This is a genomic window from Collinsella sp. AF15-51 (genome assembly GCF_003462845.1).
GTDB lineage: Bacteria > Actinomycetota > Coriobacteriia > Coriobacteriales > Coriobacteriaceae > Collinsella.
Genome location: NZ_QRYG01000006.1, coordinates 69214 through 81632, shown reverse-complemented (window position 1 = coordinate 81632; position 12419 = coordinate 69214). Strand labels below are relative to the sequence as shown.

Annotated in this window: 7 protein-coding genes; 1 reads left to right on the top strand and 6 read right to left on the bottom strand. The window is 61.2% G+C overall.

Translation table 11 applies throughout. From position 1 onward, the window contains the following. Positions 1 to 7: 7 nt before the first annotated feature. The 3 genes from DWW51_RS04650 to bilR all read right to left on the bottom strand — a co-directional run bounded on the left by DWW51_RS04650 (position 8) and on the right by bilR (position 6053). Entirely contained in the window at positions 8 to 2890 is a 2883-nt protein-coding gene (locus DWW51_RS04650) for a proton-conducting transporter membrane subunit (protein WP_117773675.1), read from the bottom strand. A gap of 287 nt (positions 2891 to 3177) precedes the next feature. Beyond that, positions 3178 to 3573 carry a helix-turn-helix domain-containing protein gene (locus DWW51_RS04645; RefSeq protein WP_089573462.1) on the bottom strand — a complete coding sequence of 132 codons (396 nt, stop codon included), beginning with the start codon at positions 3571 to 3573 and terminating at the stop codon, positions 3178 to 3180. 449 nt (positions 3574 to 4022) lie between these two features. Next, positions 4023 to 6053 (bottom strand): bilirubin reductase, long form, encoded by a 2031-nt coding sequence (gene bilR, locus DWW51_RS04640; RefSeq protein WP_231501572.1) that lies wholly within the window; start codon positions 6051 to 6053, stop codon positions 4023 to 4025. A 502-nt stretch (positions 6054 to 6555) separates the two neighbouring features. On the opposite strand from bilR, the gene DWW51_RS04635 reads away from it, so the two are divergent. Then, positions 6556 to 7869 carry a CdaR family transcriptional regulator gene (locus DWW51_RS04635; RefSeq protein WP_117756960.1) on the top strand — a complete coding sequence of 438 codons (1314 nt, stop codon included), beginning with the start codon at positions 6556 to 6558 and terminating at the stop codon, positions 7867 to 7869. A gap of 22 nt (positions 7870 to 7891) precedes the next feature. Here the strand turns inward: DWW51_RS04635 and DWW51_RS04630 are convergent, their stop codons facing one another. The 3 genes from DWW51_RS04630 to DWW51_RS10455 all read right to left on the bottom strand — a co-directional run bounded on the left by DWW51_RS04630 (position 7892) and on the right by DWW51_RS10455 (position 12305). Then, positions 7892 to 8884, bottom strand: a complete 993-nt coding sequence (locus DWW51_RS04630) for a flavodoxin family protein (RefSeq protein ID WP_117773673.1) — start codon at positions 8882 to 8884, stop codon at positions 7892 to 7894. Positions 8885 to 9078: 194 nt separating this feature from the next. After that, the gene (locus DWW51_RS04625) at positions 9079 to 10155 is read right to left on the bottom strand and encodes an NADH-ubiquinone oxidoreductase-F iron-sulfur binding region domain-containing protein (RefSeq protein WP_117773672.1); all 1077 of its coding nucleotides are present in this window, start codon (positions 10153 to 10155) and stop codon (positions 9079 to 9081) included. A gap of 17 nt (positions 10156 to 10172) precedes the next feature. After that, a complete protein-coding gene (locus DWW51_RS10455) occupies positions 10173 to 12305 on the bottom strand; it encodes an FAD-dependent oxidoreductase (protein ID WP_117773671.1) in 2133 nt (710 codons plus the stop codon). Positions 12306 to 12419 lie beyond the last annotated feature (114 nt).

Here is a 12419-nt window from a genome sequence, read left to right as displayed (position 1 = left end):
CCGCCTCCTAAATAAACACGTCGACGAGGATGGGCATAAGGTTGAGCAGGCCAAACACCAGCGCCACGCCCCAGCCGAGCTTAAAGCAGCTGCGCCAGGTGCTACGGGCGAAGGTGTTGTCGATCAGCACCTCGACAAAATACGTCGCGGCCATGACGACCAGGGCGACCACCCAGCTCACCGGGTTGTCCCAAACAAAGAACATGCCCACCCACATCAAAAACAGCACGGTCTCGCACCAGTGCATAAGGGTCATCTTGGCCAGCGTGCTGCCGCTCATCTCGGTGGCGACGCCCTGGACAATCTCCTGATGCGCGTGATGCGAGTACGAAAGGTCAAACGGCGACTTACGCAGCTTGATGGTGAGCACCGCGAGCAGCGCAAGGAAAATGGGCGCACTGTACACGATGATGGGCGCCGACTGCCCCGTCACGGCAATGGAATCGAAGCTGTCGGTGGCAAGGTACAGGCCCACGCTCATCAGCAGAACGGCGGGCTCGTAGCTCATAACCTGCAGCAGCTCGCGATCGGCGCCGACCTGCGCAAACGGGCTTTGCGTCGAGGCGGACGCCAGCACCACAAAGATCGCGGCGAGCGTCACCATAAAAGCGCACAGCAGCGTGTTGGAACCCGACACAAAGATGCCGCCGCCTACCACGGTAAAGATGAGCGCACATGCCATATAGGTATCGTCCATGGTGTTTACGCTGGCAGGGGCCTTGCGCAGCAGCTTGGCAACGTCGTAGAAGGGCTGCAGCAGACGCGGACCCACGCGGCCCTGCATGCGAGCCGAAAGCTTACGGTCAAGGCCGTCGATCAGGCCGCCCACAAGCGGCGCCAGCAAAGCAAACGCCACGGTGCCAATAAAAATGCCCACGACGCCCGAGCCTTCGAAATACTTGCCGCGCAGCACCGAGGGCGCGCTCATGGCAAGCCGCTCGGGCCCAATCCACGCGCAACACAGCAGCGCAAACAAGATAATGCTGCAGCACACGACGCTACCCGCGGGGCCGATACGCTTCTCGCCAAGGGCATCCTCCGAGTACCAATTGCGCTTTTCGGCCTTCACCTCGCGTCCCATCGAGCCGCGGAAATGGCGGTAATTGTCGGTTCCCACACCCGAAAGATATACGTTTACGTGCGGTTTGTTGCTCACGCGGAATGAAGTCAGCAGCACCACGGCGATAAAAGCCACGATAACCACCATCAGATACATGGCATCCTTGCCAATAACGTACGGCACGCGGCCAAACACCATGGCCAAGTAAGGCGACACCAGACCGCTCGAGATAACCGGGAACGCCACGCAGCACAGAATCAGCAGCGCGGCGATGGTGTTGAGGGCCATCCATTCGGTCTTATGGACATTGACCTCAACGTTTTGAGCCGTGGGGTCGACGCCCGAAAGCTTGGCAAGCCACTTGCCCCAGAAGAAGAACGTCGCGGCCGAGCCAAAGGCAAGCACCATGATCATGAGCACGTTGCCGGTCTGGGCAAACGCCACCAGGGCGCCCCACTTGGACACGAGCATGCCAAACGGTGCCACGAACATGCCCATAATGCCCAGCATCATCAGGCGCGTCAGGTGCGGCATGCGGCTGAACATACCGTCCATGTCCTCGATATTGCGGCTGCCGATATGATGCTCGGCCGTGCCCACGCACAGGAACAGCAGCGACTTTGCCACCGTATGGAACAGGATCAGGAAAATCGCGGCCCACACGGCCTCTGGCGCGCCGACACCCAGGCAGGCGCTGATAAGGCCCAAGTTGGAAATGGTGGAGTACGCAAGCACGCGTTTGGCGTTGCTCTGCGAGATGGCCATGAGGGCAGCGAGCAAAAACGTGATGGCGCCCACGCTCGTGACCATAAAGCCGGTCACGGGATAGATGGCATAGAGCGGGCTGAGCTTGACCATCAGGAACACGCCGGCTTTGACCATGGTGGACGAGTGCAGCAGGGCGCTCGTGGGCGTGGGGGCAACCATGGCACCCAACAGCCAAGTGTGGAACGGCATCTGTGCGGCCTTGGTGAGTGCGGCGAGCGACAGCAGAACGACCGGCATCACCAGCAGCGCGGATTGCGCGGTTCCGGCGCCGGAAAGCTCGATCATGCCCGAAATGGTCAGCGACATGCCGTTAAGGTGCAAGAACATAAGGCCCACCAAAAACGCGATACCGCCCAGCATGTTGAGGATGATCTGGGTGAAGGCGTTCTTGATGGCCTCGGGCGTGCGCGTGTAGCCAATCATGAGGAACGAGCACACGGTGGTGATTTCCCAGCCGCAGAACAGCCACTCAAGGTTGTCGCTCGTCACGATGACGAACATGGCCGAGAGGAACAGGAACATAAGCGCCAGGAACTGCGGGCGTCGGTCGGGCGCCGTCTGCCCGCGCAGCGCAGCCTCGTGCTCGTCATGGGCCTGGAAGTCCTTCATGTAGCCCAGGGCATACACGCAGATTAGGCTGCCGACAATGCCGACGGCGAGGACCATGATCACACTCATGTAATCCAGGTAGAGCGGCGTGGCGGTGACAACCTCGGCCGCGGGCAGCGTCATGGCAGCGAAGGCAACCGAACCCACCAGCTGCACCACGCCGAGCACCGTGGTGAGCGTGCTCTTATATTTACGCGCGTTGTACAGGATGACGGCGCACAGGATCACGTCGATGACGGAGCTGATGATCGAGAGCACATGCGAGGTGCCGGGGGCAACCTCGAAGCTCTGCGGGCCCGTGCCAAAAAACATGACGGCGACTACAACCGTCACCGCCATAATGATGCCAGAGCCTATGAGCCCCACCGCATCGCGGGCGCGGTCACCGCGCACGAGCAGCATGCCCAGCGCCGGTACCAGCGGAAACAGGGTAAGGAAATACAGTAGCGTCATACCATCACTCCCCCATGCAAAAACGCTGCAATTGTTTAACGTTATAGCTCAGTTGAGGAGTAGCGGCGGCGGGTTTTCGGTCAACTGGGGAGTTTTAGGCGTACGGGGTAACGAGTCTGTCCGCTTTGGAGCAGAGAGGCGACGCTCCCCCTATCGCGGCGGCGGGCGCACGGGCCACTGCGCGCGGTTTATTAACCACTTTGGAGGATGTTCCAGTAGGCTCACGACGGTCCAAAAAGTTGGCGCGGCAAGAAAAATGCGCCCCTGTGGGCGCACCATCCCGTTCGCTATTCCGCCTTTTTAACGCGCGGCTTGCGACCGCGCGGCTTATCAACCAGCGCGGACTCACCGCTCTCGCGGTACTGGCGGCACCAAGCCTTGACCGAAGACTCGCTGGGAATCTTGTGCTTGATCATGGCCTCGCGAACCGTTAAGCCGTTTTCCAAGCGGTCCTTGACCACGGCGAGCTTAACTTCGTACGAATAGGTGTGATGATGCGAACCGGCGTTGAGAACGGCGTCGGCACCGCCTACGGCATACGCGCGGGCCCACTGACGAGCCGTGGCCTGGGGAATGCCAAGCTCCGCGGCGAGGGCGCGATGACCGACCCCCTCTTGGAGGATCTCGACGGCGCGCTGCCTAACCTCGGGCGCATGCGTGCGAGTCCTAGTTGCTTCCGACATACCTGCCACTTCTTAGCCTTAACCGTTAATCTGCTTTCTTACGTGCAAGTTAGATAGTAGCATTTTACTGTTTGCTCAAAGCAGTTAATTAAAATAGACGCGGCGTTATCTGGGCATTTGGCACCAATTTACGACATTTCTTTATCGATTATTTACGCTGGTAGATGACTCGCAGCCAATCGTCATTCGCCTGTCAACAAAATTGACACCTCTTTATGTCCTTTGCTATAGCGGATATGATTATTAACCCCTCCCCCAATAATTTTGAGTAATCGGCAAGGCAGTAGACGTCCTTACTCCTCATGATTACCGCGCATTGCCATCCACCGGAGCAAAACAAAAAGGGCGGGGCCTGCTGCGCTTGCAGGCCCCGCACCGGTTGACACCCGACGGGACACAGCCGGGCGAGGCGGATCCGTGCTACCGCCCCGCCTGGCCGCGATGTTCAACTACAGCTCGTTGGCCGCGTGATACGCCGTGCGAATGGCGCTCGCAATGTCGGCGGTGCGCTCGCCCGAGCAGTCGCCCACGCAGGTCACGGGCACCGTCACGCCATCCAGGTCAAACGCGTTGGCCTTGGAGCCCACGGCCATCACCACGTAATCGCAGGCGATCTTCACCGGCTCCTCGGCACCGTCCTCGGTGGTGTGCACGGCCTCCACGCCCTCGTCGGTAATGGCGGTCAGGCGGGTCTTAACGTGCTGTTCCACGTTGTGGGCGGCGAAGTCGCTCATGATCAGCGGCAGAATGGTCTCGGACTCGCCCGCGGCAATCTTGTCGAGCATCTCCACGATCGCCACCTCGCAGCCGCGCTGCAGCAGGTACTCGGCAGTCTCGGTGCCCACCAGGCCACCGCCAATGACAGCGACGCGGCCCGTAAGCTCCACCTTGCCGGCCAGCACGTCCCAGCTCGAGACGACCTTGTCCGAGTCGGCACCCGGAACGGGGATGACCACGTCGTGCGCGCCCACAGCCACAATCGCGGCGTCGGCGGCGTTGAGATCCGTGGGGCTAGCGGCATGGTTGAGCTCAACCTTCACGCCCAGGCCGGGCAGAATCTTCTCGTAATACTCGACCGAGCGCATAATCTCATCCTTGCGCGGAGGCGCGGCCGCCAGCACAATCTGGCCGCCCAAGTGATCGCTCGCCTCATAGACGGTCACGTCGTAGCCGCGTTTGGCCGCCACGCGCGCGGCCTCCAGGCCGGCGATGCCGCCGCCCACCACGGCGATCTTCTTGTCGCCCTCACCCGGTTTAATGGCGATGGTCGCCTCGTCGCCGTTCTCGGCATTGAGCACGCACGAGATGTACTTGCGGTTTTGAATCGCGTCGACGCAGCCCTTGTTGCAGTTGAGGCACTCGCGGATGGGCTCGCCCGTGGCGGCCTTCAGCGCAATGTCGGGGTCGCACATGAGCGAGCGGCCATAGGCGATAATGTCGGCCGCGCCGTCCTCAAGAATCTTCTCGCCGGCCTCGACCGAAACAACACGGCCGACGGTGGCCACCGGCACGGAGACCAGGGCCTTGACGCGCTCGGCCACCGGCAGCGTCCAGTTGTAGGGCATGGCACCCATGGGCGGAATGGTGTCGCCCATGTTGCCGGTGTGGTTGGCCTGCGCGACCTGGATCATGTCGATGCCCGCGCCCTCGAGCAGCTTGGCGAACTCGCAGGCCTCGTCGGGCTGCAGGCCACCCTTGCCGCGCGGCGTGCCGTCGGGGTTCTCCATGATCACGGGGAGCTTGTACTCCACCATCAGCTGCGGCGCGGCTTCCTTAATGGCGGCGACGACCTCGAGCGCATAGCGAACGCGGTTCTCGAACGAGCCACCGTACTCGTCGGTGCGCTGGTTGAGGATGGCCGAGCACAGCGAACCCACCAGACGGTCGCCGTGAACCTCGATGGCGTCGATGCCGGCCTGCTGCGCGCGGGCGGCCGAGGCGGCGATGGCCTCCTTGATCTGGGTGAGCTGCTCTACGCTCGCCTCGTTCACAAAGTGCTGCATATCGTGGTGCAACTTGGCGTAGGCCTGCTTGCGGATCTCGTTGGACTCGGCCATCTTGGCGGCGAAGGTCTCCTCGTCGCCGGCGGCCTTGGCCTCCTGCGCGGCCTTGGCGGCGGCCATGGAACCCATGACCATGCGGCCGACACCGGGCACGTCGTACTCGGGGTGGAACAGCTGCAGCGCGACCCTGGCGCCGTGCTTGTGGACGGCGTCGGCCAGCGCCTTAAACGTGGGAATCTGAGCGTCGGTCGCCAGCTTGGGCGTGGGGCTCGCGGTCATGACGGGAGCGACGTCGCCGATGACGATGTAGCTCACGCCGCCACGGGCCAGGCGCTCGTAAAAAGCCAGGCTGCGCTCGCCAATGGAACCGTCGCGCTCCTCGTAGCCGGTGGTAAGCGGCGGGAACATAATGCGGTTCTTGAGCTCAAGGGGGCCAACCGTAATGGGCTGGAGCAGCTTGGATGCAGGTGCGGTCATGGACATTCCTCTCTTGTAGGCGCGGCGGCGATGTTGCCGCGTAGTTATCTAGAGGATATGGCATGGGAGCACGGTGACGCAACGGAAATCGGCAGACAGCAGGTAGCGGCAGGTGGATGGGGCGGGGCGGGGCGGCCCGTCGGTTTGTCTCGATCTGTAACAGTAAGACCCTATTTTGCCGAGCAACTGTTACAGATTGAGACAAACCAATCTAGCCTGCCGAAAGATCTAGATCTGTAACAGTTGCTCAGTAAAAACCGTCCCTCGTGTTACAGATTTAGACAAACGAAGACCGTCCTGCCGAAACATCTCAATCTGTAACAACTACAGACCAAAACCGGACCCACCTGTTACAGATCGAGACATTCTCCAACAACAGCGCCACCCCGTTCGAGGAAACGACCGCCACACTCACCTTTTTAAACAACCTAATACTGCACAGCCTGCAATAATAATTTGGTCACGCGTCGACTACGGCGAAGACGCGGCAGAAGGGACACCCATGCAACCGAGTACCACCGATACGTCTACCGCAAAGCAAGCGCTGCTCGAGGCGCTCTTGAGCGACGCGGGGCTCAAGAGCCTCACGCAAACGGCCTCTGCCGCTATGGACAACCCGGTGCTCGTCGTCGATCCCGTGTACCGCTATGCCGCCCGCGGCGGCTTTGAGCTCGACGATGACGACGACTCCCCCTTTGCAGCCATCACCCGCGCCGAGCTCTCCGAAGGTGACATGCTACAGGACGAAGCCGTGCGATACATCATCAAATGCGGCTTAGACGAGGAGATTGCCCGCTCGACAGGCCCGCTTACACGCTATAACGACATGTTCCGCCTCAACACCATGACCGATGCGATCAAGGTGCACGGCACGTGTCTGGGCCGGGCGATGATGATCGAACGCAATCACGCCTTTGGCGATAGCGATCGCGAGGTCTTTGAGTTCTTTGTCCGACTGCTCGCGCAAGAACTGCAGAAAGGCGGCTTTCTTTCGTTGGGCGGCCCGCAACAGGGGCCATATTTTCTCTCGCGCCTCCTGGACGACGAAATCCCCAACCCCATCACCTGCACACGCAAAATGCAGCTCGTCGGCTTTGCGCCGCTTCCCGCCCTCTACGTTGTATGCCTGCTCAAAAAAGATTCCCAGCTCGAGGCGCGCGAGGCGGAGAGCATCCGAGGACAATTGCAGCCGCTACTGCACCATAGCCTTATCACCATGTACGAAGGTGAGCTCGTGGCGCTGGTAAGCCGTCCGCCCTCCACGCAGCTACCCGCCAACGATGAGGCGATCCTTGCCCGCGTTGCTGCCACGAACAATTTGTTCATTGGCATCAGCAACGAGTTTTCCCAGGCAACCGATGTGCGTTCGCACCTCAATCAGGCACGCGCCGCCATTCGATACGGCTCGACCTTTACCAAAATCCTCGAAGACACCCATGTGTATCGCTATTGCGAATACACCTACATGGAAATGCTCGACATCTGCAACGACCACATCAACCTTATAAACTACTGCCATCCGGCAATCTGGGCACTTTGGAAGCATGACCAGTCGCACGATTCCGAGCTGGTCGAGACGCTCTTTGCCTTTATGCAGCACAGCTGTAACACGGTGCGCACCGCCGCGATCTTGTCGCTTCACAAAAACACGCTGCTCTATCGCATTAACCGCATAAAGGAAATCACCGGTAACGACTTGGCATCGGGAGAGGACCTCTTTTTGTTCCACCTCTCGATTCGCACCCTAATCTACCTTGGCTTTCTTGAGCCGAGGATTAAGCCCCGCACCAGCGCCGACCTGCACTGCCGCAAGTAGGCCGGGCGGGGCTTGGGCAAAACTAGTCGCGCTTAATCTCCAGCGTGGGGAACGTCATCTTGGCGTACTTTTCCATGAGCGGCTTTACTTCGTCCATATGGGCGAAGAACTCGTCGCGGGTCTTGTTGATCTCGTTGAGGTGCTCGGCGCGCGCGTGGTCGTCGTTGCGGTCGCGAATCAGGCCGTTCTCGGCAATCTTGAGCTTGGGGCGACCGATGCGCTCGTCGGTTACGATATCGCCGCCCGCGCCGCAGACCGCACACTCCCAGGGAAACTCGACCCCATCCCAATGCTTGTCGCCGGGGTACACCAGGGAGCTGTGGCAGTTGGGACACACGCCGTCATCCGGATCGCCCAGCCAGCAGCGCTCGTCAACAGGCGTGCGAATGGCCTTGACGATGTTCTCGCCCATCTTGTGGGCGCGGGCGATCTGTCCGCCCCACTCCACGTCGTCTCCCCACACAAAAGCATTGCCCGGGCGGCCGTCGCGCTGCGCCATATAGCGATCGACGACAGTCATCGACATGGTAAACATAGTCGCCTGCAGGCTCTCCAGTGCCAGGGACTGCCAATCGTGCATGGAGCCGCCGACGGAGATGAGGCCGGCAACGGTATGCGGATTCTCCTTTACGGCACCGATGGCAAGCAAGAACGAAAGCTCGTATGCCAAGAAGCGCTGGGCAAAGCGGGTGTACACCGAGCTGGGCGTAAGGTCGTAGGTCGGAACCGAGAAGATCACGCCCTGGCAGGTCTGCAGTTCGCGAATAATCGCATCTACATCGTCTTTGTTTTTAAGAACGCAGCCGTGATATTCCTTTTGCAGGCCGGCGCCCATCTTTCCCATCTGCATGGTGCAGCCCTCGCAACCGGTGCAGGGCAAGATGTTATAGTCGAACAAATTGATCAGCTCGACCTCGCCGCCAGCCTCGCGCACCGCGCAAAGGGCCTCTTTGGCCAAAGCCTCGCCGTTGCCACCGTGCCTGCCGGCACAAATCGCCATCACTTTAAACGACATGGTCGCTCCTCTCCAGAGCATTTTGGACACGGATTCTGCCCGTGTGTACTTCGCAAAAAGCGTACGGCAGACGTAAAACATGCGCACCGTCCAGGCAACCAAGGCCCGCTCGGTATTTGCGGAATACCTCGTGCAGATAAACAAAGGCCCCTCCCGCATGCCTACAAGGGACAAAACGGAAGGGGTCGGCGCTCTTATTTGCGCTTAAAGGGAATGGGTTTGGGCGGGCACTTGGGCTTGACGGCCCCAGCCGTGACGATCGCGCCGTTGTCGCAGATATCCAGGCAGGCACCGCACTGGGTGCAAGCCTTTTGGTCGATCACGTGGATGAACCGCGGCCTTCCCAGAATCGCGTCCTCCTCGCAAACGTCCGAATCGACACACTTGTTGCATGCCTGGCATTTGGAGGCGAGGATATGGAAGGTCAAGAATGCCTGGCATTCCCCGGCGGCACAGACCTTCTTGGTGGTGTGCTGCATAATCTCGCCCTCGAACAGGTCGAGGAACGACTGCACCGTGCGCGCCAGCACGCGACCCTGCTCGCACAGGCACTGCGCCTGCATCACGGGGCAAAGGTCGCGAAGGAGCGCCAAGTCACCCGGCTTGCCCTTCTTGCGGCAGATATCGGCAAGAATCGTTGCAATCTGATGCGAGCCCTCGTAGCCAAAGACACAGCGTCCGCAGCTCTCGTGACGATAGAGCGTGCAAATGTCCAAAAGCGCCTTTGCCATGCAGTTTTTGGCGGTGTAGACGCGCACGTAGTCGCTGCATAGCTCAATCTTTGAGGTGTCATCGGGCCTCAGCAGCAGACCGCTGGGATAGCCAATCCCCACCGCTTTAGCGTCGTCGGCGCCCGCCGCGGCAACCAGGGATTCCGCACTCACGACACGGTCGACCTCAACGGGCTCCTCGGCCCCGTCAATCCACACCCAGCGCTTGCCTTCGGCGGCAAGTAACTCTGATCCGCTCAGGCAGCGGTCGGCGCCATCGCCCTCGCAGCAAGATGGGAGAGGCTTTTCGCCGTCGAGCATCTTGGCCGCGGCCGAACCGTTGGCATAGACAAAGCCCAGGCTCGGGTCGCACTCGATCACGCGGCAGGACTCGCCCAACGCATCCGCGAGCGCGGCAGAGACCTCATCGCCTGCCGGTACCAAAACCGCCTGGGCACCGGCCCCTGCATTTTTTTCCGCAGCGGCCGCCACGTCCTTCTTAAGGAGCCAGAGCGCGACGGGGGCCTGCTTATGCGCAGGCATAAAGTTGATGATCGTCATGGGTTATCGCTCCTTTCCTAGTATTCGTTCCACAGGCGCGGCGTACTGATCGTTAGGCGCAAATCGCACTGCAAGCAGCGGCTCGCCTCGCACGTAGCCTCATGGTCGGTATAGGGGCACTCAAACGTATCGAAGTTATCCTTACGCGTCTGGGCATCGACAAACTCGGGCTGCACGGCATCGTCGTAGAAGCCCTCGGGGACGCGGCCAATCCACTGCTCGGGAGCATCATGCTCGGTCAGCTCCTCGTCGATGTTGCCATCGCCACCCAAAGCGCGGTCGATGGCCGAGGCGCACGTGCGACCTGCAGCGATTGCCGCGATCACCGATTTGGTACCCGTCACGCAGTCGCCCGCCGACCAGATGCCTTCAACGCTCGTCTTGCCTTCGGTATCGGCCACGATATACGGGCCGTGCGTAAGCTCAAGGCCCATCTGGGCCGTGCCCTCGGGCTTTTGACCCACGGCAAAGATCACGCAGTCGGCATCGATGGTCTTCTCGCCGCCGTCGAGCAGTTCGGTGACGGCGCGGTGGTTCTCGTCAAAGTAGAACCGCTCGATCTTGTGGATCGTCATGGAACCGACCTTGCCCGAACCGTCCTCGGTCTCGTTAATGCTGGTAAAGGCATAGGCATCGTGCAGGACCACGCCTTCCTCGGCGGCCTCGGCACGCTCCTCGGGCGTCGAGGTCATCGCGTCTTGGGCCTCAAGGCAGGCGACATCGACCGAGGCGGCACCCAGACGCACGGCAGTGCGGGCGCAGTCGTACGCCACGTTGCCGCCGCCAAGCACCACGACGCGCTTGCCCGTCAGGTCCGGGGCGCTGCCCATACGGGCGGCCTTCAGAAAATCGGTGTTACGCAGCACGCCTTCGAGGTCGTGGCCGGGCATGGGAAGCACCGTTCCGTCATGCGTGCCCACCGCAACCAGCGCGGCATCGAAGCCCTGCTCCAAAAGCGCCTGGGGCTCGGCGATTCGCTCGCCACAGCGCAGCTCAATGCGCGGCTCGGCGTCATCACCCTGGGCAATCTCTAAAATCGTCGCAACCTCGGCATCGACCGTGGCATCGGGCAGGCGATACGCCGGAATGCCGTAGCGCATCTGGCCGCCGACCTTCTCGTTGGCCTCGAACACCACGACCTTGTGGCCCTTCTCGGCGCAATAGAGTGCGGCGGTCAAGCCGGCGGGACCGGCACCCACAACGGCGACGCTCTTGCCGCTCAGCGGCTCATGGCGCACGTTGGCCTTCCAGTCGCCCGCATCGCGCACGGCCGCGGCGCGCTTAAGACGGCAAACCGAAACCGGCGTGCCGTTGAGCTCGTTGCGCTTGCAGGCATCCTGGCAGCTATGGACGCAAATGTCGCCCAGGCTCTCGGGGAACGGGACCTTCTCGCGCACCACCGCGGCGGCTCGGGTGTACTCGCCGTTACGGATGTGACGCAGGTAGCGTGGGATATCCACGTGGGCGGGACAGCCCGAGCGACAGGGGACCACGTTGTCGGCATAGGACTTGTTCTCATCGAACATATCGAGCGTGTCGACGATCGAGCCCGTGGGACACACTTCGATACAGGCACCGCAAAAACGGCATCCGGCCTCTTGCAGACTCACGCTGCCGTCCGTACCAATGCGAATGCCGTCCTCGGTGCGCTGGTAGTCCAAGACGCCGGCGCCGCGCAGCTCGCGGCACGCGCGCACGCAGCGACCGCACCGAATGCAGCGGGTGAACATATGGGTGATCAGCGGGTTCGATTCGTCCGTGGCGACCGGACGGCTCTTGGTGCGCCAGCGCGCAGGCGAAACTCCCAGGTACTGATACATAGACTGCAGCTCGCACTTGCCGTACTTGGGGCAGCCGGTGCAATCGGCGGGATGCGTGGCCAAGATAAGCTCCATTGCCAGCTTGCGCACGCGCTCGGCCTGCTCGCCTGTCGTGTTGACGACCATTCCCTCGGCAACCTGCGTCTTGCAGGCACACACCGGCTCATCTTGGCCTTCGATCTCGACCATGCACAGACGGCATCCGCCGACGGCCTCAAGATCGGGATGTTTACACAGATGCGGAATATAGATACCGGCATCGAGCGTGGCTTCCAGGACATTTTGCCCTTCGCGTGCCTCGACCTCGGCTCCATTAATCGTTAGCTTCATTCGTTCCCCTCAAAACGTCGCTCTTGTCCAGAAAGGCGCCCGGGACCAAAGCGATCCCGAGCGCCTCGCTTGTAGGGCAAATCCCCGCCCGCACCCAACGCGTGGGTGTCTGCA

Bases quoted from the DNA above. Each gene is read 5' to 3' on its own strand.
- DWW51_RS04645 (WP_089573462.1), bottom strand. From the start codon at position 3,573: ATGTCGGAAGCAACTAGGACTCGCACGCATGCGCCCGAGGTTAGGCAG.
- DWW51_RS10455 (WP_117773671.1), bottom strand. From the start codon at position 12,305: ATGAAGCTAACGATTAATGGAGCCGAGGTCGAGGCACGCGAAGGGCAA.
- DWW51_RS04625 (WP_117773672.1), bottom strand. From the start codon at position 10,155: ATGACGATCATCAACTTTATGCCTGCGCATAAGCAGGCCCCCGTCGCG.
- DWW51_RS04635 (WP_117756960.1), top strand. From the start codon at position 6,556: ATGCAACCGAGTACCACCGATACGTCTACCGCAAAGCAAGCGCTGCTC.
- bilR (WP_231501572.1), bottom strand. From the start codon at position 6,053: ATGACCGCACCTGCATCCAAGCTGCTCCAGCCCATTACGGTTGGCCCC.
- DWW51_RS04630 (WP_117773673.1), bottom strand. From the start codon at position 8,884: ATGTCGTTTAAAGTGATGGCGATTTGTGCCGGCAGGCACGGTGGCAAC.
- DWW51_RS04650 (WP_117773675.1), bottom strand. From the start codon at position 2,890: ATGACGCTACTGTATTTCCTTACCCTGTTTCCGCTGGTACCGGCGCTG.